This window comes from Pseudomonas sp. 22490 (assembly GCF_052044465.1).
Taxonomy (GTDB): Bacteria; Pseudomonadota; Gammaproteobacteria; order Pseudomonadales; family Pseudomonadaceae; genus Pseudomonas; species Pseudomonas aeruginosa.
This window is the reverse complement of the sequence record NZ_JBQENS010000010.1, coordinates 1-19,737: the sequence shown is the minus strand read 5'-3', so window position 1 is coordinate 19,737 and position 19,737 is coordinate 1. Positions and strand designations below refer to the sequence as shown.

20 protein-coding genes are annotated in these 19,737 nt (G+C 68.0%); 12 read left to right on the top strand and 8 right to left on the bottom strand.

The window, feature by feature from the left end; genetic code table 11:
* Positions 1–2: 2 nt before the first annotated feature.
* Positions 3–980, bottom strand: a complete 978-nt coding sequence (locus ACTJJX_RS13105; protein WP_003097303.1) for an NADPH:quinone reductase — start codon at positions 978–980, stop codon at positions 3–5.
* Positions 981–1,170: 190 nt separating this feature from the next.
* Between ACTJJX_RS13105 and hemF the strand changes: the two genes are divergently transcribed.
* From hemF to ACTJJX_RS13080, 5 genes are all read left to right on the top strand, one after another.
* Positions 1,171–2,088, top strand: coding sequence for an oxygen-dependent coproporphyrinogen oxidase (gene hemF, locus ACTJJX_RS13100; RefSeq protein ID WP_003097311.1), 918 nt, complete (start codon positions 1,171–1,173; stop codon positions 2,086–2,088).
* 57 nt (positions 2,089–2,145) lie between these two features.
* The gene (gene aroE, locus ACTJJX_RS13095) at positions 2,146–2,970 is read left to right on the top strand and encodes a shikimate dehydrogenase (protein WP_003111201.1); all 825 of its coding nucleotides are present in this window, start codon (positions 2,146–2,148) and stop codon (positions 2,968–2,970) included.
* 110 nt (positions 2,971–3,080) lie between these two features.
* The gene (locus ACTJJX_RS13090; protein ID WP_003458417.1) at positions 3,081–4,067 is read left to right on the top strand and encodes a phospholipase C; all 987 of its coding nucleotides are present in this window, start codon (positions 3,081–3,083) and stop codon (positions 4,065–4,067) included.
* The gene (locus tag ACTJJX_RS13085) at positions 4,048–5,334 is read left to right on the top strand and encodes a peptidylprolyl isomerase (protein WP_003458420.1); all 1,287 of its coding nucleotides are present in this window, start codon (positions 4,048–4,050) and stop codon (positions 5,332–5,334) included. The genes ACTJJX_RS13090 and ACTJJX_RS13085 overlap by 20 nt, the downstream gene beginning before the upstream one ends.
* The gene (locus tag ACTJJX_RS13080) at positions 5,331–5,933 is read left to right on the top strand and encodes a hypothetical protein (protein ID WP_003458422.1); all 603 of its coding nucleotides are present in this window, start codon (positions 5,331–5,333) and stop codon (positions 5,931–5,933) included. Before ACTJJX_RS13085 ends, ACTJJX_RS13080 begins: the two co-directional genes overlap by 4 nt.
* 3 nt (positions 5,934–5,936) lie before the next feature.
* Here ACTJJX_RS13080 and ACTJJX_RS13075 read toward each other — a convergent pair whose 3' ends face one another.
* From ACTJJX_RS13075 to betC, 3 genes are read right to left on the bottom strand one after another with little or no spacing between them, the layout of a single operon-like run.
* Positions 5,937–7,490 (bottom strand): SulP family inorganic anion transporter, encoded by a 1,554-nt coding sequence (locus ACTJJX_RS13075; protein ID WP_009875636.1) that lies wholly within the window; start codon positions 7,488–7,490, stop codon positions 5,937–5,939.
* A gap of 4 nt (positions 7,491–7,494) precedes the next feature.
* Positions 7,495–8,418 (bottom strand): choline ABC transporter substrate-binding protein, encoded by a 924-nt coding sequence (locus ACTJJX_RS13070; protein ID WP_016852306.1) that lies wholly within the window; start codon positions 8,416–8,418, stop codon positions 7,495–7,497.
* Between the two features lie 16 nt (positions 8,419–8,434).
* The gene (betC, locus tag ACTJJX_RS13065; protein WP_016852307.1) at positions 8,435–9,946 is read right to left on the bottom strand and encodes a choline-sulfatase; all 1,512 of its coding nucleotides are present in this window, start codon (positions 9,944–9,946) and stop codon (positions 8,435–8,437) included.
* Positions 9,947–10,058: 112 nt separating this feature from the next.
* Between betC and ACTJJX_RS13060 the strand changes: the two genes are divergently transcribed.
* Both ACTJJX_RS13060 and ACTJJX_RS13055 read left to right on the top strand, forming a co-directional pair.
* The gene (locus ACTJJX_RS13060; RefSeq protein ID WP_003122286.1) at positions 10,059–10,973 is read left to right on the top strand and encodes a choline sulfate utilization transcriptional regulator; all 915 of its coding nucleotides are present in this window, start codon (positions 10,059–10,061) and stop codon (positions 10,971–10,973) included.
* A 10-nt stretch (positions 10,974–10,983) separates the two neighbouring features.
* Positions 10,984–11,361: a DOPA 4,5-dioxygenase family protein gene (locus tag ACTJJX_RS13055; protein ID WP_003114635.1), complete on the top strand. Its 378-nt coding sequence runs from the start codon at positions 10,984–10,986 to the stop codon at positions 11,359–11,361.
* Here ACTJJX_RS13055 and ACTJJX_RS13050 read toward each other — a convergent pair.
* The 4 genes from ACTJJX_RS13050 to trpB all read right to left on the bottom strand — a co-directional run bounded on the left by ACTJJX_RS13050 (position 11,340) and on the right by trpB (position 14,533).
* Positions 11,340–11,705 carry an Hpt domain-containing protein gene (locus tag ACTJJX_RS13050; protein ID WP_003097330.1) on the bottom strand — a complete coding sequence of 122 codons (366 nt, stop codon included), beginning with the start codon at positions 11,703–11,705 and terminating at the stop codon, positions 11,340–11,342. The two genes, ACTJJX_RS13055 and ACTJJX_RS13050, sit on opposite strands and share 22 nt — an antisense overlap.
* A gap of 7 nt (positions 11,706–11,712) precedes the next feature.
* Positions 11,713–12,336 carry a response regulator transcription factor gene (locus ACTJJX_RS13045; protein ID WP_003111192.1) on the bottom strand — a complete coding sequence of 208 codons (624 nt, stop codon included), beginning with the start codon at positions 12,334–12,336 and terminating at the stop codon, positions 11,713–11,715.
* A 185-nt stretch (positions 12,337–12,521) separates the two neighbouring features.
* Positions 12,522–13,328, bottom strand: a complete 807-nt coding sequence (gene trpA, locus ACTJJX_RS13040) for a tryptophan synthase subunit alpha (protein WP_003158557.1) — start codon at positions 13,326–13,328, stop codon at positions 12,522–12,524.
* A complete protein-coding gene (gene trpB / locus ACTJJX_RS13035; RefSeq protein WP_003097340.1) occupies positions 13,325–14,533 on the bottom strand; it encodes a tryptophan synthase subunit beta in 1,209 nt (402 codons plus the stop codon). The genes trpA and trpB overlap by 4 nt, the downstream gene beginning before the upstream one ends.
* Positions 14,534–14,636: 103 nt before the next feature.
* Between trpB and trpI the strand changes: the two genes are divergently transcribed.
* The 5 genes from trpI to ACTJJX_RS13010 all read left to right on the top strand — a co-directional run.
* The gene (gene trpI / locus ACTJJX_RS13030) at positions 14,637–15,524 is read left to right on the top strand and encodes a trpBA operon transcriptional activator TrpI (RefSeq protein WP_012613425.1); all 888 of its coding nucleotides are present in this window, start codon (positions 14,637–14,639) and stop codon (positions 15,522–15,524) included.
* Positions 15,525–15,624: 100 nt separating this feature from the next.
* Positions 15,625–15,840 (top strand): dodecin, encoded by a 216-nt coding sequence (locus tag ACTJJX_RS13025; protein WP_003097345.1) that lies wholly within the window; start codon positions 15,625–15,627, stop codon positions 15,838–15,840.
* Between the two features lie 183 nt (positions 15,841–16,023).
* Positions 16,024–16,251: a DUF1161 domain-containing protein gene (locus ACTJJX_RS13020; RefSeq protein ID WP_003097347.1), complete on the top strand. Its 228-nt coding sequence runs from the start codon at positions 16,024–16,026 to the stop codon at positions 16,249–16,251.
* A 297-nt stretch (positions 16,252–16,548) separates the two neighbouring features.
* A complete protein-coding gene (gene tpsB2, locus ACTJJX_RS13015; RefSeq protein WP_003147036.1) occupies positions 16,549–18,237 on the top strand; it encodes a two-partner secretion system transporter TpsB2 in 1,689 nt (562 codons plus the stop codon).
* Between the two features lie 112 nt (positions 18,238–18,349).
* Positions 18,350–19,737, top strand: a 1,388-nt coding sequence (locus tag ACTJJX_RS13010) for a filamentous hemagglutinin N-terminal domain-containing protein (protein WP_023124198.1), incomplete at its 3' end; no start/stop codon positions are given.

Sequence of the window (19,737 nt, the reverse complement as noted above, 5' to 3'; positions counted from 1 at the left end):
CTTCAGGGCAACAGTACGGTCGAGCCGGTGGTTCGCCGTGCGGCCAGTTCGGTATGCGCCCTGGCTGCTTCGGCCAGGGCGAAGCGCTGGTTGATCTCGATGCGGATGTCGCCGCGCTCGATCAGGCCGAACAGCTCGTCGGCCATCGCCTGGAGTTTTTCCGGGGTATCGGCGTAGCTGCCCAGGGTCGGCCGGGTCACGTACAGCGAACCCTTCTGCGAGAGGATGCCAAGGTTGACCCCGGTCACCGGCCCCGAGGCGTTGCCGAAGCTGACCAGCAAGCCGCGCGGCGCCACGCAGTCCAGCGAGGTTTCCCAGGTATCCTTGCCCACCGAGTCGTAGACCACCGGGCACTTCTTCCCGTCGGTCAGTTCGAGCACCCGCCGCGCCACGTTCTCATGGCTATAGTCGATGGTCTCCCAGGCACCGTGCTGCCTGGCCAGGCGCGCCTTTTCCGGCGAGCTGACGGTGCCGATCAGCTGCACTCCAAGGGCCTTGGCCCATTGGCAGGCGAACAGGCCCACGCCGCCCGCGGCGGCATGGAAGAGAATGGTTTCGCCGCCCCGCAGTTCGTAGGTCTGGCGCAGCAGGTATTGGGTGGTGAGCCCCTTGAGCATCACCGCGGCGGCCTGTTCGAAGTCGATGCCGTCGGGCAGGTGGACCAGCTTCTCCTCCGCCAGCACATGCAGTTCGCTGTAGGCGCCCAGCGGGCCGGTGGCGTAGGCGACGCGGTCGCCGACCTTGAAACGGGTCACTTCGCTGCCCACCGCCTCGACCTCGCCGGCCCCTTCGCTACCCAGCCCCGAAGGGAAGCCGGGGGCTGGATAGAGGCCGCTACGGTAGTAGGTGTCGATGAAGTTCAGGCCGATGGCGCGATTGCGCACGCGGACTTCCCGGGGGCCCGGCTCGGCGGGTTGGTAGTCGCGGTATTCGAGGACTTCGGGGCCGCCGTAGGCAGCGAACTGGATGCGCTTGGCCATGCTGGAACTCCTGCTTCGTCAGGGTTTCGGACGGTCGCGCCGGGTGGGCGACCCTGGGTAAAGGCCTTCATCCAAGCCTTCCCCTTGACGGCCGTCAAGCGCCGGCTACCCATCCAGGGTGGTATGCTTGCGCCCTCGTTTCGTCGCCAGCCCGCGCCCCGCGCGGCCTCCCCGCTCCAAGGTGAACTCCGTGACCGACCGTATCGCCGCTGTCAAAACCTACCTGCTCGACCTGCAAGACCGCATCTGCGCCGCCCTCGAGGCGGAGGACGGCAAGGCCCGCTTCGCCGAGGACGCCTGGGAGCGTCCGGCCGGTGGCGGCGGACGGACGCGGGTAATCGGCGACGGCGCATTGATCGAGAAGGGCGGGGTGAATTTTTCCCACGTCTTCGGCGATAGCCTGCCGCCCTCGGCCAGCGCCCATCGGCCGGAACTGGCCGGGCGCGGTTTCCAGGCGCTCGGCGTGTCGCTGGTGATCCATCCGGAAAACCCCCACGTGCCGACTTCCCATGCCAACGTGCGTTTCTTCTGCGCCGAGAAGGAAGGCGAGGAGCCGGTCTGGTGGTTCGGCGGCGGCTTCGATCTGACCCCCTACTACGCCCACGAGGAAGACTGCGTGCATTGGCACCGGGTCGCTCGCGACGCCTGCGCGCCGTTCGGCGCGGACGTCTACCCGCGCTACAAGGAATGGTGCGACCGCTACTTCCACCTCAAGCACCGCAACGAGCCGCGCGGCATCGGCGGCCTGTTCTTCGACGACCTCAACCAGTGGGACTTCGACACCTGCTTCGCCTTCATCCGCGCCATCGGCGATGCCTATATCGACGCCTACCTGCCGATCGTCCAGCGCCGCAAGCACACGCCGTTCGATGAACGGCAGCGAGAGTTCCAGGCCTATCGTCGCGGTCGCTATGTGGAGTTCAACCTGGTCTTCGATCGTGGCACCCTGTTCGGCCTGCAGTCCGGCGGCCGTACCGAATCGATCCTGATGTCGTTGCCGCCGCAGGTGCGCTGGGGCTATGACTGGAAACCCGAGCCGGGCAGCGAGGAAGCGCGCCTGACCGAGTATTTCCTCGCCGACCGCGATTGGCTCGCCGGCCAGCCCTGACCCGCCCGCAGGGGACGAGTCCGCTCGTCCCGTCCCACTCCGGCAAAGGAACGACCCATGGACCGCTATTGCGTATTCGGCAACCCCATCGGCCACAGCAAGTCGCCGCTGATCCACCGCCTGTTCGCCGAGCAGACCGGCGAGGCGCTGGTCTATGACGCGCAACTGGCGCCGCTGGACGATTTCCCCGGGTTCGCCCGGCGCTTCTTCGAGCAGGGCAAGGGCGCCAATGTCACCGTGCCGTTCAAGGAAGAGGCCTATCGTCTGGTGGACGAGTTGAGCGAGCGGGCCACCCGGGCCGGGGCGGTGAACACCCTGATCCGCCTCGCCGACGGTCGCCTGCGCGGCGACAACACCGACGGCGCCGGCCTGCTGCGGGACCTGACGGCGAACGCCGGGGTCGAGCTGCGCGGCAAGCGGGTTCTCCTGCTCGGCGCCGGCGGTGCGGTGCGTGGGGTGCTCGAACCCTTCCTCGGCGAGTGCCCGGCGGAGTTGCTGATCGCCAACCGCACGGCGCGGAAGGCCGTGGACCTGGCCGAGCGGTTCGCCGACCTCGGCGCGGTGCACGGCTGCGGTTTCGCCGAGGTCGAAGGGCCTTTCGACCTGATCGTCAACGGCACCTCGGCCAGTCTTGCCGGCGACGTGCCGCCGCTGGCGCAGAGCGTGATCGAGCCCGGCCGTACCGTCTGCTACGACATGATGTATGCCAAGGAACCGACTGCCTTCAACCGCTGGGCCGCCGAACGCGGTGCGGCGCGTACCCTGGATGGCCTGGGCATGCTGGTGGAGCAGGCCGCCGAGGCATTCTTCCTCTGGCGCGGCGTGCGTCCTGCCTCGGCGCCAGTGTTGGAGACGCTGCGCCGACAGTTGGCAACTGTCTGAGTTGTCAGGCAGCATTTGAGATGTACGTCTCAAATCGGTTTCCATCTGACATGTAGGAATCACAAAACCGGGTTAAGACTTCAGGCTTCACTCACTCTCGAGCGCTGCCGATGAAAACCTTCGCCCGCCTGGCCGCCGGTCTCTGCATCTGCGCCATCGCCAGCCAGGCCAACGCCTGGTCGCAACCGACCCACAAGAACATCGTCAAGGACGCCCTGGCCTTCATGAACTCCTCCTACGCCACCGAGGAGATGCGTCAGGCCTACCGGTTCTACGTGAGCGCCGCCGGCAGCGAGGCGCAGGCCGGGGAGATCCTCGGCCAGGCGGCCTTCGACGTGGACGACTTCAAGGACACCCGTCTCGGTGGCTGGTGGGTCGGCTACGAACACGCGCCGCTGTGGGGCGCGGCTTCGGGCATCGTCAACTACACCTCGTACTGGCACTTCCTCAACCTGGCCCGGGACGGCGACTCCCATGGCAACCCCCACGGCGGCTACGACTACCGCTACCACAAGGTCGACGGCGGCATCGCCGACGTCGACTGGTACGCCATGGTCTACCTCTACAACCGCGAGCTGAAGCGCGAGGACTTCGACACCACCGAGGCGCACTACCGCCAGGGCACCCGCTCGGACTGGCAGGAGCACTACGGCGACTTCCAGACCGCCGCCTTCCAGCCGATCGATAACCTCGCCACCTACTGGTTCGAGCAGTTCCGCGCCGCGCCTTCGCTGCAAACCATCGGCTATGCCCTGCACGCCACCGGCGACGTGGCCCAGCCGCACCATGTGTGGATCACCTCGGCCAACGGCCATTCCAGCTGGGAAGGCTGGGTCGACGACCACTACGCCAGCGAGAAGCTCAACGACCCGGCGGCGGTGGCCAACCTGGTGGGGCGCTACGATCCGAGCAAGAGCATCCGCGACCTGCTCACCCAGACCGGCCAGGTCGCCTACGAGCGTCCCGAGCCGCTCTACGACACCAGCTACGAGACGCGCCTGCGGGTGGCGAAGGAGCTGATTCCCGAGTCCATCGCCCTGACCGTCACCGTACTGACCAAGGGCGCCAACAGCTTCGATGCACAGACTGCTCTCTGACCGCGCTCGGGGCTGGCGTCGCGCACTGTGCGGGGTCGCCTTCGGGCTGCTGGCGTGGAGCGCCCATGGCGTCCCCGCCAAGGCGCCGCAGGATCTGCGGATCGACGGCGAGGTGCTGCCGGGGAAAAGCGTCGACCTGCTCGAGCAGGCCTTGTCGCGGGTCAAGTTCAACACCGACCCGCAGCAGTTGCGCCGTGGCCTGGTGGAAAACCGCCTGCTGGCACGCGCGGTGGAAGACCAGCTCACCGCGCAGAGCCGCGCCGATCTCGACGCCAGCGTGGAGATCGAGGCCGGCAACCTGCTCGAACAGGTATACGGCAGGCGCTACCGCGAGGACCTCGGGCCATACCTGCGCCAGCCCCGGGCCCTGAGCGCGGAGCGTTTGCGCGAGGTGCTGGCGCCGAGGAGCCGCGGCCTGGTGGAAAACAGCCTGCTGCTGGACGAGACGCAGCGCCGCGAGGCGGCCGGGGTCGAGCTGATCGGCTGGCAGTTTCCCGGCCAGCCGGCACAGGTCCTCGACCTGCTATCGCTGTACGAAGGCGACAACGTCCAGGGCCAGGTCGAATTGCAACAGGGCAACCTCGCCTACCTGGCGCGCCAGGTCCAGACCCGCATCCGCCGCGACTACCTCTGGTACCGCCTGGCCCGGGACGGCTTCGGCCCGGCAGAGCGGCAGGGCGTGAGGACCCTGGTGCGGGACAAGCTGGTGCGCCATCGCTATCTGCACCAGATCGGCCTCTACAGTGATTTCCACCATGAGTCCGAGGCGCTGCGGGAACTCGCCGGCAAGGTCAGCGACAAGGACGCCGAGGCCTACTATCGGCGCAACCTGGAGCGTTACCGCAACGTCGCGCAGGTGCAGGCGGCGCATATCCGCCTGGCCGACCAGGCGAGCGCGGACAAGGTCTACGCCGAGTTGCGCGGCGGCCTGGCCTTCGACGAGGCGGTACGCCGCTATTCCCTGGCCGATGACAGGGACCGCGACCCGCCCGGCGACCTAGGCCTGATACGGCCCCAGGACGGCCGGCTCGACCTGCTGCGCAAGACTGCGCTGATCCAGAAGGCCGATACGGTTTCCCAGCCGATGCGCATCGACGGCGCGTTCGAGATCGTCCGGGTGCGTAGCCGCGAGGATCGCCAGTTGCCCCTCGACGACCGCAGCGTGCGCTTCGAGGTGAACCAGGCGGTGGCGCGCGAGCAACTGGCAGCGCAGTTCGAGACGCGCCTGCGCAACCTGCTGGCCGGCGCCAGGGTGGAAGGCCTGTGAAGCGCTGGCTCGGCGTTGCCCTCGGCTGCAGCGGGCTGGCGATCGCCCTGGCCTGCGCCGGCGTGTTGCTGGCGCCTGCCGATATGGCCGCTTCCTCGTCTTCTCCGTCGCCAGCCAGGACGCTTGCGGCACTGCCCGCGGTCGACGACCGTCCGCCGCCGCCGGCGCCGGTGCGATCGCAAGCGGCAGCACCGGCGTACGAGGCGGAGCCGCCGGTGGCGGAACTGGATCGCGAGCAGGCGATCCAGTTCATGCAGATGCTGCGCGACGAGGGCGACCCGCGCAGCCCGCCGCTCGGCGGCCTGCAACCACGCCAGGGCGCGACGGCGCAGGAGCTGGCCGATCCGAAGCAGTACCAGGCCTTCGAGGAACGACAGACCCGCGAACTGGTACAGGCCTACACCAGCGGCGTACAGCAGATACCGGAAATCCGCGCGCGGATCGAGGCGGCCGAACAGGGTGGCGAGCGCAGCGCCGAGGAAATCGACGAGGCTCGCGCCGCCCTTGGACAGTTGGAGATGATGCGCGACAAGCTGCAGCGGGAATCGCCGCAACTGCTGCCCGGCGACAGCGCACCGACATCGCCGGCGGCGCCCTGAGCGTCAGCCTTCGTAGTGCAGGCGGCAGCCTTCGTCGGCCTGCCGGCCCAGCGCTTCGCGGACCTGCGGGCGGGCGTGGCGCAATACCAGGCGGCGGCCCTCGGCGTGCAGGCGGCGGGCTTCCTGCTGCAACAGCACTGCGCCGGCGAAGTCGATGAAGTTCACCTGGCGGGCGTCCAGCACCAGCCGTGGCCTGTCGCATTGGCGCATGAGGCGTTGCAGGTAGTCGCAGGCGCCGAAGAAGATCGAGCCTTCGATGCGCAGCACTTCTTCCTCGTCGTTGCGCTGGCGCAGTACGCGTGGTGTCGAGGTGCGCCGCAGGTAGAAGACCAGCGACGCCAGCACTCCCGCGTAGATGGCGTTCTGCAGCGGCAACAGCAGCGTGGCCAGGGCGGTTAGGCCGGCCACCAGGCATTCGGCGCGGCCGCTGCGGTAGAGCGCGCGGAGCGCCGGGCGGTCGATCAGGCCCCAGGCGATCAGCAGGATGCCTGCGGCCATCGCCGGCAACGGCACATGCTCGATCAGGCGCGCACCGAGCACGGCCAGCAGTGCCACCCAGAGCGCCGAAAACGCACCCGCCAGCGGGGAGCGCGCACCGGCTTCCAGATTCAGCCCGGAGCGGGTGAAGGAGCCCGCCGACAGGCTCGCCGACAGCCAAGGCCCGAGCAGGTTCGACAGGCCCTGGGCGCGGACCTCCTGGTTGGCATCGAACGCGTCTCCCTGGCGCGCGGCCAGGGCGCGGGCGATCGACAGGCTGGTGACCAGCCCGAGCATGCCGCAGGCCACCGCCGCAGGTAGCAGGTCGAGGATCGATCGGGAATCGAAGACCAGCGGATTCCAGCCCGGCAGTGCGCTCGATAAGGCCTGCACATGGGCTACCGAGGCGAAGGTCCCGGGTAGCGCCCAGACCAGCGTGGCACCGCCCAGCAAGCCAAGCAGCAGGGCCGGCCAGCGCGGTCGCAGGCGCCTGACCAGCAGGCTGAGCGCGAAGCTGAAGCCGCCCACCAGCAGCGATGGGCCATCGAACTCGGCGAACCGCGCCAGCAGCCGCCAGCCGTTTCCCGGCGCTGCGCCCTCCCCGCTCGCGGCCAGGCCGAGAAGATAGGGCAGTTGGCCGAGGACGATCAGCAGCGCCGCGCCAAGGGTGAAGCCGAGCATCACCGAATGCGAGACGAAATTGACCAGCGACCCGACGCGCAGGACGCCGAGCAGCCACTGGAAGGCGCCGGCGAGAAAGGTCAGCAGCAGCACGGCCTGGACGTATTGCGGGCTGCCCAGCGGCGCCAGCGGGGCCACCGAACTGAACAGCAGCACCGAGATCGCCGCGGTGGGACCGCTCACCAGGTAGCGCGACGAGCCCCACAGGCAGGCGATCGCCACTGGCAGCATCGCCGCGTACAGGCCGTACTCCGCTGGCAGGCCGGCGATCAGCGCATAGGCCATCGATTGCGGCAGTGCCAGGATTGCGCCATTCAGGCCGACCCAGGCCTCGCGCCCGAGCATGCCCCGGTGCAGCCCCGGTAGCCAGGCGAGGAACGGCAGCAGGCGCGTCCACATGGCGCTATGGCTGGCCGCGAACCGCGGCCAGGGCGTCGCCGCCGTCGCGGCTGGTCACCCCTTGCAGCCAGGCCTCGAGCACCTGCGGGTTGGCCTTGAGCCAGGCGCGGGTCGCCGAGGCCGGAGTCGCCGTGCCTTCCAGCGCGTCGCTCATCAGGCGGTTCTCCATATCCAGGTCGAAGCGCAGGTTGGCCAGCAGCCGCGCCGGGTTCGGGCACTGCGCGGCGTAGCCCTTGCGTGCCAGGGTGTAGACCTGGCCGCGGTCGCCGAAGTACTGCTCGCCGCCTTCCAGGTAGCGCAGGTCATGGCGGATGTTCATCGGGTGCGGCGTCCAGCCGAGGAACACCAGCCAGCGCTGGCGCTTCTCGGCCCGGCCGAGTTCGGCGAGCATCGCCTGCTCGCTGGACTCCACCAGCTTCCAGTCGCCGAGGCCGAACTGGTTGGCGTCGATCATCTTCTGGATCGACTGATTGGCCGGCGCGCCGGAGCCGATCCCGTACAGCTTGCGGTTGAAGCGTTGCCCTTGCGCGGCGAGGTCCTCGAAGCGGTGTACGCCGGCGTCCCAGACGTAGCGCGGCACCGCCAGGGTGAAGCGGGTGCCGTCGAGGTTGCGACCGAGGCGTTCGACCTGGCCGCTGGCGACGAACTTGTCGTGATAGTCCTGGTGCGCGGGCATCCAGCCGCCGAGGAAGGCGTCCACCTGGCCGTCGCGCAGGCCGCCATAGATGATCGGCACCGACAGGGTATCGATCTTCACCTGGTAGCCGAGGCTTTCCAGGAGAAACGCGGCAGTGGAGTTGGTCACCGCGATATCGCTCCAGCCTGGATCGGCCAGCCTGACGCGGGCACAGGCGGGGTCTTCGGCGTATAGCGAGGCGCTGGCCAGGAACAGGGTGGCGGCCAGCAGGCAGGTGGGAAGCCGGTTCATGGAAGTGCCCTCGTGCTCAGGGTTGCGGGAAGCGCGCGCGGCGCTCGAGATCGTCCAGGTCGATATGGTTGCGCATGTACTGCTGGCTGGCGTCGACCCACGGCTGGTGGTCCCAGCTGGCCAGCCGCCCTCGCGCCAGCGCGGCGGCCACCAGGCGTCGGCGGCGCTGGCTGTCGAGTACGGCGCGGGTGATCGCGGGGATGTCCCAGCGTCGCCGGGCCTCGTCGAGGAACGCCTCGAACGTTCCGCGGTGGGCCGGACTGGCGGCGAGGTTCTCGCGCTCCTGCGGGTCGTTGCGCAGGTCGTAGAGCAGGCAGGGGTCCTGCTCGGAGTAGATGAACTTGTAGTCGCCGCGGCGGATCATCATCAGCGGGCTGAGGGTGCCCTCGGCGGTGTATTCGCCGATCACCTCGTCATGCCCGCTGCCGTCGCGCAGGTGCGGCAGCAGCGAGCGGCCTTCCAGCGGCAGGCGTGGATCGACCTGGCCGCCGGCCAGCTCCACCAGGGTCGGCAGCAGGTCCACGGTGGATACCGAAGCGCCGATGCGGCGCGGCGCGAAGCGCGCCGGCGCATGGACCAGCAGCGGCACGCGCGCGGCCATCTCGAACCAGTGCATCTTGTACCAGAGGCCGCGCTCGCCGAGCATGTCGCCATGGTCGCCGGAGAACACCACGATGGTGTCGTCGGCCAGCCCGCATTCCTCCAGGGTCGCCAGCAGCGCACCGATCTGCGCGTCGACGTAGCTGCAGGCGCCGAAGTAGGCACGCCGGGCGGCGCGGATGCGCTCCTCGGGCAACGGCTTGTCCCACAGGTCGATGACCTTCAGCAGGCGTTGCGAATGAGGGTCCTGCTCCTCCTGGGCGAAGCGCTGGCGCGGCAGCGGGATGTCCTCGTCGCGGTAGAGATTCCAGTAGCTCGCCGGGATGCTGTAGGGGTCGTGCGGATGGGTCATCGACACGGTCAGGCAGAATGGCTGGCCGGCGTGCTGGCGAACATGGTCGTAGAGGTACTGGCGGGCCTTGAACACCACCTCCTCGTCGAAGTCCAGCTGGTTGGTGCGCACGCAGGGACCGGCCTGCAAAACCGAGGACATGTTGTGGTACCAGCTCGGGCGCACCTCCGGCTCGTCCCAGTTCACCGCCCAGCCATAGTCCGCCGGATAGATGTCGCTGGTCAGGCGTTCCTCGTAGCCGTGCAACTGGTCGGGACCGCAGAAGTGCATCTTGCCCGACAGCGCCGTGCGATAGCCGAGCTTGCGCAGGTAGTGGGCGTAGGTGGGGGTATCGGCGGCGAAGTCGGCGGCGTTGTCCCAGGCGCCGATGCGGGTAGGCAAGCGACCGCTGACCAGGGTGAAGCGCGACGGCGCGCAGAGCGGGCTGTTGCAGTATGCCGAGTCGAACACCACGGCCCGTTCGGCGAGGCGCGAGAGGTGAGGCATGCGCAGCGCCGAGCGCGGATCGTGAAGCGGCAGCAGCGGCGCGGCCATCTGGTCGGCCATGATGAACAGGATGTTCGGCGAGGTCTTCATCGGGCGGCTTATCCCATGCGATTGGGTTATGCGATAGTGCTGCGTCGATCATCAGTGCATCGAAATCCCTGGTAAACCGCATGGGGCTGGATGCGTTGGATAAGCCTGGCTTATGGGAGAACGCCTCATGCCGCTGTCCCTCGACCTGCTCCGGGTATTCGAGTCCGCCGCCCGCCAGCTCAGCTTCACCGCTGCCGCCGAGGAGCTGGGGACCACCCAGCCTGCGGTCAGCCAGCAGATCAAACGCCTGGAGAAGGAGCTGGCGACCCCTCTGTTCCAGCGCGTTCATCGAGGCATCGTGCTCACCGACGCCGGCCAGCTCCTGCTCCGCCACGTGGCCGCCGGCCTCGAGACGATCGATGCCGGCATCGCCGCGCTGGGCGCGCGCCAGCGCCACGAGGTGCTCCAGGTGGCCACCGACTACGCCTTCGCTGCCTACTGGCTGATGCCGCGCCTTCCGCGCTTCCACCAGGCCCATCCGCACCTGGACGTGAGCCTGGTGACCAGCGAGCGCGGCCTGGCCGGCCAGCGCGGCGATATCGACGTGGCGATCCTGTTCGGCGACGGTCGTTCCAAGCACGGCGAAGCGCACCGGCTGTTTCGCGAGGAGGTGTTCCCGGTCTGTAGCCCGCGGCTGGTCGAGGGATTGCAGTTGCCGCTGGCCAAGGCGCACCTGGCGCGCCTGCCGATGCTGCATCTGAAGCCGGCGCAGCACGCCCGCTGGTTCGACTGGCCGGCGTTGTTCGAAGCGTTGGCCATCGATCGGCAGCCGATTCCGGCGGTGCTCAGCTTCGACAACTACACCTTGCTGATCCAGGCGGCCATCGCCGGCCAGGGCGTGGCCATCGGCTGGCGCCACCTGGTCGACGGCCTGCTCGAACAGGGGCTGCTTTGCCGGCCCATTGGCGAGAGCTGCCTGTCGCGATACGGGTACTATGCGGTATTGCCGGAGCGCAAGCGGCGCCAGCGGCTGGTCGACGGTTTCGTCGACTGGCTACAGGCCGAGTTGCAGGCCGGCGGCGCTTGAAGAGGTGACGATGAACGAGTATTCCACCCCCCGCATCCAGGGCTTCCATGCTCACGTCTATTTCGATGCGCAGAGCATCGAGCGAGCCCGCGCCCTTTGCGAAGAGGCGGCGCGGCGCTTTCCGCTGAAGATGGGGCGGGTCCATGAGCGGCCGGTAGGGCCGCATCCGGACTGGAGCTGCCAGCTGGCGTTCGCTCCCGAGGTGTTCGGCGAGCTGGTGCCCTGGCTGGCTATCCATCGGCAGGACCTGGTGGTGTTCATCCACCCGGTCACCGGCAACGATCTGCTCGACCATCGCGACCGAGCCATCTGGATGGGAGCCATTCGCCCGCTGGACCTGTCGATCCTGGACGAAGGCCCGCAACGCTATGACTTCGCCGTGCCTTGAGGCGCGGTCATCGTCATCCAGTCGTGCAGTTCGCATTGCAGCTCGCCCAGTGCCGTCACCAGGTCGTCGACGGCATCGGCGAGCTTGCGCACGGAGCTTTCGCCGCAGGCGATCTCCAGTTGGTGGCAGGCGCGTTCCACGGCGTGGGCGTGGATCAGCGAGGCCATGCCCGCCAGGCGGTGCGCCAGCTCGTTGAGTTCCTGGGTCTGCTCGCGCTCCTGGGCGCGCCGCAGCTTGCGGGTGTCTTCGTTGTTGCTGGTCATCAGCTGCGCGACGAGCAGGCGGCTGATCTCCGGTTGGTTGGCGCGGTCGCCCAGGGCGGCGGTCAGGTCGAACGTTCGCATGGGATCCTCAGATCAGCTCGTGGCGGCGGGCGAAATCGATCAGGCCGGCCAGGGAATGGGCGTTGAGTTTCAGCATGATGCGTGACTTGTAGGTGCTCACGGTTTTCTCGCTGAGGAACAGCTGCTGGGCGATGGCCTTGTTGGTATTGCCGTTGGCCAGGTACTGCAGCACGGTCATCTCGCGGTCGGAAAGGCTTTCCAGCATGCGGGCCTCGTTGTCGCGGCTCTGCTGGTTGATGCTGCGCAACGCCCCGGTGGGGAAGTGGATGTAGCCGGCCAGCACGGCCTTGGCGGCGAGCAGCAGCTCGGAGAGGTTTTCCCTTTTGCTGACGAAGCCCATGGCGCCGGCCTGCAGGCATCGCGGGGCGAACTGCGCCGGATTCTGCCGGGTCAGGACCAGGACCTTGGTGTCCAGCTTCAGGGACTTCAGGCGGGCTATCACTTCGAGACCGTCGATCTTGGGGATGCCGATGTCCAGGATGGCCAGGTCGGGAGACTTCTTGCGGGCTACCTGCAGGGCTTCGGCACCGTTGTCGGCCTCGCCGACGATGGTGAAACCGTCGCGCTCGAACAGCAAGCGCACGGCCAGGCGGATAGCGGGATGATCATCGACGATCAGCACCTTACTCATGCGAACCTTCTTTGAATGCGTTGGCTATTTGGGTGAGGCGCTATTCAAGGCTTCGGCAGAGTCGGCGGACAATAAGACGTTTCTGAAAGTGACCGTGAATTTTTCCTCACGGTTCTGGCAGCGTGCAACGCAAGGCCAGGCGCAGCGGGTTGCCTGCGCCTGGCGAATGCCGCTGTCAGGGTCTGTCAGCGTGCGTTGCGCACGCCTTCGGCCAGCTCGCCGCACAGGGCGAGGACATCCTTGACCGCCTGGGCATTGTCGCGGGCCTTGGCGATCCGGTCGATCAGCGCCGAGCCGACCACCACGCCGTCGGCCAACCGCGCGACCGCGGCGGCGTGTTCGGCGCTGCGGATGCCGAAGCCGATACCGATCGGCAGGTCGGTATGCCGGCGCAGGCGCGCCACCGCTTCCTCGACGTGTTCCAGGGTCGCCGCGTTGGCGCCGGTGACGCCGGCCACCGACACGTAGTAGACGAACCCGGAACTGCCTTCGAGCACCGTCGGCAGGCGCTGGTCGCCGGTGGTCGGGGTGGTCAGGCGGATGAAGTCGAGGCCGGCGGCCTGGGCCGGGTGGCAGAGGTCTTCGTTGTGCTCCGGCGGCAGGTCGACCACGATCAGGCCGTCCACCCCCACCTCCTTCGCCTCGGCGATGAAGCGTTCGACGCCGTAGTGGTGGATCGGGTTGAAGTAGCCCATCAGCACCAGGGGCGTCTCGCTCTCGCCGCTGCGGAATTCGCGGACCATCTGCAACGTCCTGGCCAGGGTCTGGCCGCCGTCGAGGGCGCGGATGTTGGCCAACTGGATGGCCGGGCCGTCCGCCATCGGATCGGTGAACGGCATGCCCAGTTCGATCACGTCGGCTCCGGCCGCCGGCAGGCCTTTGAGGATTTCCAGGGAAGACGCGTAGTCCGGGTCGCCGGCGGTGACGAAGGTCACCAGGGCGGCGCGGTTTTCCTGCTTGAGCTGGGCGAAGCGGGTCTGCAGGCGGCTCATGCTTTCGACTCCTGTTGCATGTGGTGCATGACGGTCTGCATGTCCTTGTCGCCGCGACCGGACAGGTTCACCACCATGATGTGCTCCTTGGGCAGGCTGGGCGCACGCTTGAAGACCTCGGCCAGGGCATGGGAGCTTTCCAGTGCCGGGATGATGCCTTCGAGGCGGCAGCAGGTGTGGAAGGCCTCCAGGGCTTCGTCGTCGGTGATCGAGGTGTACTCGACGCGGCCGGTGTCGTGCAGCCAGGCGTGTTCCGGGCCGATGCCGGGATAGTCGAGGCCGGCGGAGATGGAGTGTGCGTCGATGATCTGGCCATCCGCGTCCTGCAGCAGGAAGGTGCGGTTGCCGTGCAGCACGCCGGGAACCCCGCCGTTCAGGCTGGCCGCGTGCTTGCCGGTGTCGATGCCGTGGCCGGCGGCTTCCACGCCGACGATCTGCACCCCGGCGTCGTCGAGGAACGGGTGGAACAGGCCCATGGCGTTGGAGCCGCCGCCGATGCAGGCGACCAGCGAATCGGGCAGGCGCCCTTCCTTCTCGGCCAGTTGCTCGCGGGTTTCCTTGCCGATCACCGCCTGGAAGTCGCGGACCATCGCCGGGTACGGATGCGGGCCGGCGACCGTGCCGATCAGGTAGAAGGTGCTGTCGACGTTGGTCACCCAATCGCGCAGCGCCTCGTTCATGGCGTCCTTCAGGGTACCGGTGCCGGCGGTCACCGGGATCACCTCGGCGCCCAGCAGCTTCATGCGGAAGACGTTGGCCTGCTGCCGGTCGATGTCGGTGGTGCCCATGTAGATCACGCACTGCAGGCCGAAGCGCGCGGCGACGGTGGCGGTGGCCACGCCGTGCATGCCGGCGCCGGTCTCGGCGATGATGCGTTTCTTGCCCATGCGCCGGGCCAGGAGGATCTGGCCGATGCAGTTGTTGATCTTGTGCGCGCCGGTATGGTTCAGCTCCTCGCGCTTGAGGTAGATCTTCGCCCCGCCGCAGTGCTCGGTCAGGCGCTCGGCGAAGTACAGCGGGCTCGGCCGACCGACGTAGTCGCGCTGGAAGTAGGCCAGTTCCTCCTGGAACGCCGGGTCGTCCTTGGCCTTCTCGTACTCGCGGGCGAGGTCGAGGATCAGCGGCATCAGGGTCTCGGCGACGTACTGGCCGCCGAAGCGGCCGAACAGGCCCTTGGCGTCGGGGCCGTTGCGATAGGAAGTCATGGAGGGCTCCAGGAAATGACGTATGGGCAGAATCTAATCCCCCCGCCGGGTAAAAGAAACCGATAAGATTGCTCAAACCTGTCAGGAAAACTCACGAATAGCCATGAGCCGCGACCTCCCTTCCCTGAATGCCCTGCGCGCTTTCGAAGCCGCTGCCCGGTTGCACAGCATCAGCCTGGCGGCCGAGGAACTGCACGTTACCCATGGCGCCGTGAGCCGGCAGGTGCGGTTGCTCGAGGACGATCTCGGGGTGGCCCTGTTCGGCAAGGATGGACGCGGCGTAAAACTCACCGATTCCGGCGTTCGCCTGCGTGACGCCTGCGGCGATGCGTTCGAGCGACTGCGTGGCGTCTGTGCCGAGCTGCGCCGGCAGACCGCCGAGGCCCCGTTCGTCCTCGGCGTACCCGGCAGCCTGCTGGCGCGCTGGTTCATCCCGCGGCTGGACCGGCTCAACCGTGCCCTCCCCGACCTGCGCCTGCAACTGTCCACCAGCGAGGGCGAGTTCGATCCGCGTCGTCCCGGCCTGGACGCCATGCTCTGGTTCGCCGAGCCGCCCTGGCCGGCGGACATGCAGGTCTTCGAACTGGCGCCCGAGCGCATGGGGCCGGTGGTCAGCCCGCGCCTGGCGCAGGAAACCGGCCTGGCCCAGGCGCCCGCCGCGCGGCTGTTGCAGGAGCCGCTGCTGCATACCGCCTCGCGACCCCAGGCCTGGCCGGCCTGGGCCGCGAGCCAGGGGCTGGCGGCGGAGGCGCTGCGCTATGGCCAGGGGTTCGAGCATCTCTACTACCTGCTGGAAGCGGCGGTGGCGGGCCTCGGCGTGGCCATCGCCCCGGAGCCGCTGGTCCGCGACGATCTCGCCGCGGGCCGCCTGGCGGCGCCCTGGGGCTTCATCGAGACCGATGCGCGCCTGGCCCTGTGGGTACCGGCGCGCCTGCACGATCCGCGTGCCGGGCGCCTGGCGCAATGGTTGCGGGAGCAGTTGGCAGGCTGAGCGCTGGCGATTTGCTGCACTTTTCCGGCTCGGCTAGTGTCCATTGAACAGAGGCGCCCGTCGGGCGCGAAGAACCAGGCATCGTCCGGGGAGAGAGTTCATGTCCAATCACCACACCTACAAGAAGATCGAACTGGTCGGCTCGTCCAAGACCAGCATCGAGGACGCCATCAACAACGCCCTCGCCGAAGCGGCGAAGAGCATCCAGCATCTGGAATGGTTCGAGGTGGTGGATACCCGCGGGCACATCGAGAACGGCGCCGTCGGCCATTACCAGGTGACCCTGAAAGTAGGGTTCCGTATCGCCAATAGCTGATGGCACCCTGGAAACCTGTCCACGATCGCCAGCGCCCTGGGAAGGCCACCGCGTCTTTCCGCTTCGCCGGATCATGCACAGGCTATGAGGGCGGCGTGCCTCCATGGGCGGCGCGCTCGTCTCAACCTTGCCGCATTTGGCAAGCCTGACCCGTTCGGGTCTTCATCCATGCAACGAGGGAATGTGTTCATGAAGAAGTTGATGTTGGCAGTCGGCCTGTTTGCCGTGGCGGGCAGCGCATTCGCCGCCAAGCCCTGTGAGGAACTGAAAGCCGAGATCGATGCGAAGATCAAGGCCAACGGCGTTCCTGCCTACACCCTGGAAATCGTCGACAAGGGCAGCGTCACCGACAAGAAGGTAGTCGGCACCTGCGACGGCGGCACCAAGGAAATCGTCTACCAGCGCGGCTGATGCAGCGCCTGCGACGAGCAGTATCCGGGGGCCGGCTTTCCCATGGGAGCCGGCCCTTTCTTTTTGCCGCGATGAGTACCCTACCAACGATGGGTCTTGTTGCAGTTCGTCGAGAAAGCGTGCCATCTAACGGATTAATCCAAAAGTCTGTGTTAGGTTTTTCGGCGCGCCCAGATGGCCTTGTGCCTTACTCCCGGATTGTCCGACTCATGGAAGACGGATTTCGGAATATTCCTGCTTACCCGCTGTAGCCGCTGGGCCAACATCGCGCCTTTCTGTATTTCAAGGAATGAAATCGTGGCTCTCCATCGCCTGGCCTTTATCTTCCTGTGCCTGCCGCTCATGGCCAGCGCCGCCCCCTTCACCTCCCCCGGCGACCGCGACCTGATCCGCGACCGCCAGCAGCGCCTGCTGGACGAACAGCGCAAGCGCCTGGAGGAACTCCAGCAACTGCCCGGCAAGGGAGCGCCCGCCGCTGCGGATGCCTCCGGCGGCGACGAGCGCTGCTTCGAGATCCGCCGCATCGAGCTGGAAGGCGCCGGGCACCTCGGCGAAAGCGCGCGTCGCCAACTGCTGGCGCCCTACCAGGGGCGCTGCCTGGGCGTCGGCCAGCTCAATGCGCTGCTCAAGGCCGTCACCGACCATTACCTGGATCGCGGCTACGTCACCACCCGTGCCTACCTGCCACAGCAGGACCTGGCCTCCGGGACCCTGCGCATCATCGTCGTCGAAGGCCGCCTGGAGGGCCTGGACAGCTCCGCGCTGGCCAGCCCGCGCGAACTGACGATGAGCTTTCCGGGCAGGACCGGCGAGTTGCTCGACCTGCGCGAGCTGGAGCAACTGGTCGACCAGTTGAGCCGCCTGCCGTCGCGCCAGGCGCAACTGGAGCTGGTGCCCGGCAGCGAGGTCGGCGGCAGCCGGGTGCGTCTCAAGGGCGAGCGCGACAAGCCCTGGCGGGTCTCCGCCACGCGCAACAACGACGGCGACGTCAGCACCGGCGAGCAGCAGATGGGCCTGGGCCTGGACTGGGACAGCCCGCTGGGCCTGGCCGACCAGCTCAACCTGCGCGCCAACCGCGACGCGGTGACCGACCGCTGGCGCCATTCCGACAGCCAGAGCCTGTTCTACAGCCTGCCCTGGGGCTGGTGGACCTTCACCTACGGCTACAGCCAGAGCGACTACCGCACGCGCAACGAGGCCAGCGGCTTCCCCTTCAAGCTCGATGGCGACAGCCGCAGCCACCAGTTCCGCGCCGAACGCGTGCTGCACCGCGACGGTGTGAGCAAGACCGCCATGAGCCTGGGGCTCAGCCACCAGCGCACCAACAACTATGTCGAAGACACCCGCCTGGAAGACCAGAGCACGCGGATCACCGAGACCCAGCTCGGCTTCAACCATGGCCGGCGGATCGGCAGCGGCTTCGTCAACCTCGACCTCGGCTGGCAGCAGGGCATCGGCGCCCTTGGCGCGCAGGGTCGCGGCCACCCGCAGGCGGGCGATCCGAATGCGCGCTACGACAAGTACAGCCTGACCCTCAGCTACCTGCAGCCGTTCCAGCTATGGGGCGAGCGCTTCAGCTTCGACAGCCTGGCCACCGGGCAGAGGAGCGAGGACGTGCTGTTCAGCCCGCAGCGCATCAGCCTCGGCGGCAACAGCTCGGTGCGCGGCTTCAAGGACCAGACCCTGACCGGCGACAGCGGCGGCTACTGGCGCAACCAGTTGCGCTGGCGGCGCGCGGTGGAGTGGGCGCCGCTGCGGCCCTGGCTGCAGGAATACGGCGTGGCCTTCGCCTACGACGTCGGCGTGATCCGCCACGACCGCTACAACGACGGCGCCAGCGGGCGCATGAGCGGCAACGCCATCGAACTGGATGCCCGCGGCCGCTATTTCGCCGCCAGCGTCGGCTTCGCCCGCTCGCTGGAGCGGCCCAGCGCCATCGAGCGGCGCGAGCACCCGATCTATTTCCGGGTCGACGCGTTCTTCTGAAGACGCGGCGACCTCCTGAACGCTTTAGGAAAGCGCCTACCTGCATCGAGGCCCTTTCCTTGGAAAACCTTGCTTAACCTCGCCGGGCCCCTACCCGCCAAGGAGTAACGATATGGACATCCGCAGCCCGCTGAACCAGTGCATCGCCCTGTCCCTGGCCGGCATCCTGTTCCTCAACCCGATCGTCGCCGCGGCGGCGGGGCTGGCGCTGGACAAGGCCGCCGGCGGCAACACCGGCCTGGGCCAGGCGGGCAACGGCGTGCCCATCGTCAATATCGCCACGCCCAACGGCGCCGGGCTGTCGAACAACCATTTCCGCGACTACAACGTCGGCGCCAACGGGCTGATCCTCAACAACGCCACCGGCAAGACCCAGGGTACCCAGCTCGGCGGGATCATCCTCGGCAACCCCAACCTCAAGGGCCAGGCGGCGCAGGTGATCCTCAACCAGGTCACCGGCGGCAACCGCAGCACCCTGGCCGGCTACACCGAGGTGGCCGGGCAGTCGGCGCGGGTGATCGTCGCCAACCCGCACGGCATCACCTGCCAGGGCTGCGGCTTCATCAACACGCCGCGCGCGACCCTCACCACCGGCAAGCCGATCATGGACGGCCAGCGCCTGGAGCGCTTCCAGGTGGACGGCGGCGACATCGTCGTCGAAGGCGCCGAACTGAACGTCGGCAACCTCGAACAGTTCGACCTGATCACCCGCAGCGCCAAGCTCAACGCCAAGCTCTACGCGAAGAACCTCAACATCGTCACCGGCCGCAACGACGTCCAGGCCGACAGCCTGCAGGCCACGCCGCGCGCCGCCGATGGCAGCGAGAAGCCGCAGCTGGCGATCGACAGCTCGGCGCTGGGCGGGATGTACGCCGGGGCGATCCGCCTGGTCGGCACCGAGCAGGGCGTGGGGGTGCGGCTGGCCGGCGACATGGCCGCCAGCGGCGGCGACATCCGCATCGACGCCAGCGGCAAGCTGAGCCTGGCCCAGGCCTCCAGCCAGGGCGACCTGAAGATCGCGGCCCAGGCCGTGGAGCTGAACGGCAAGACCTACGCCGGTGGCAGCGCCGAGATCCGCAGCGCGGAGGAACTGGTCAACCGGCAGAGCCTGGCGGCGCGCGAACGCATCGCGCTGGAGGCGGCGCATATCGACAACGCCGGGGTGATCGAAGCCGGCGTCGAGCCAGACGAGCGGCGCAACGCGCGCGGCGACCTCGAGCTGCGCAGCGGCACCCTGCGCAACGCCGGCAGCCTGGTGGCCAGCCGCGCGCTGGAAGCGAAGGCGAGCCAGGCGCTGGACAACCAGGGCGGCAGCCTGAAGGGGGCGACCGTCCGGGTCGACGCCGGGCACCTGGACAACCGTGGCGGCAAGCTGCTCGCCGAGGGCGAACTGCGGGTCGAGGCGAGCAGCCTGGACAACCGCCAGGACGGCCTGTTGCAGAGCCGGGACCGCGCCGTGGTCAAGACCCGTGGCGATCTCGACAACCGTGGCGGCCAGGT

Bases quoted from the DNA above. Each gene is read 5' to 3' on its own strand.
- ACTJJX_RS13105 (WP_003097303.1), bottom strand. From the start codon at position 980: ATGGCCAAGCGCATCCAGTTCGCTGCCTACGGCGGCCCCGAAGTCCTC.
- aroE (WP_003111201.1), top strand. From the start codon at position 2,146: ATGGACCGCTATTGCGTATTCGGCAACCCCATCGGCCACAGCAAGTCG.
- ACTJJX_RS13090 (WP_003458417.1), top strand. From the start codon at position 3,081: ATGAAAACCTTCGCCCGCCTGGCCGCCGGTCTCTGCATCTGCGCCATC.
- ACTJJX_RS13085 (WP_003458420.1), top strand. From the start codon at position 4,048: ATGCACAGACTGCTCTCTGACCGCGCTCGGGGCTGGCGTCGCGCACTG.
- ACTJJX_RS13075 (WP_009875636.1), bottom strand. From the start codon at position 7,490: ATGTGGACGCGCCTGCTGCCGTTCCTCGCCTGGCTACCGGGGCTGCAC.
- ACTJJX_RS13070 (WP_016852306.1), bottom strand. From the start codon at position 8,418: ATGAACCGGCTTCCCACCTGCCTGCTGGCCGCCACCCTGTTCCTGGCC.
- betC (WP_016852307.1), bottom strand. From the start codon at position 9,946: ATGAAGACCTCGCCGAACATCCTGTTCATCATGGCCGACCAGATGGCC.
- ACTJJX_RS13060 (WP_003122286.1), top strand. From the start codon at position 10,059: ATGGGAGAACGCCTCATGCCGCTGTCCCTCGACCTGCTCCGGGTATTC.
- ACTJJX_RS13055 (WP_003114635.1), top strand. From the start codon at position 10,984: ATGAACGAGTATTCCACCCCCCGCATCCAGGGCTTCCATGCTCACGTC.
- ACTJJX_RS13050 (WP_003097330.1), bottom strand. From the start codon at position 11,705: ATGCGAACGTTCGACCTGACCGCCGCCCTGGGCGACCGCGCCAACCAA.
- ACTJJX_RS13045 (WP_003111192.1), bottom strand. From the start codon at position 12,336: ATGAGTAAGGTGCTGATCGTCGATGATCATCCCGCTATCCGCCTGGCC.
- trpA (WP_003158557.1), bottom strand. From the start codon at position 13,328: ATGAGCCGCCTGCAGACCCGCTTCGCCCAGCTCAAGCAGGAAAACCGC.
- trpB (WP_003097340.1), bottom strand. From the start codon at position 14,533: ATGACTTCCTATCGCAACGGCCCCGACGCCAAGGGCCTGTTCGGCCGC.
- trpI (WP_012613425.1), top strand. From the start codon at position 14,637: ATGAGCCGCGACCTCCCTTCCCTGAATGCCCTGCGCGCTTTCGAAGCC.
- ACTJJX_RS13025 (WP_003097345.1), top strand. From the start codon at position 15,625: ATGTCCAATCACCACACCTACAAGAAGATCGAACTGGTCGGCTCGTCC.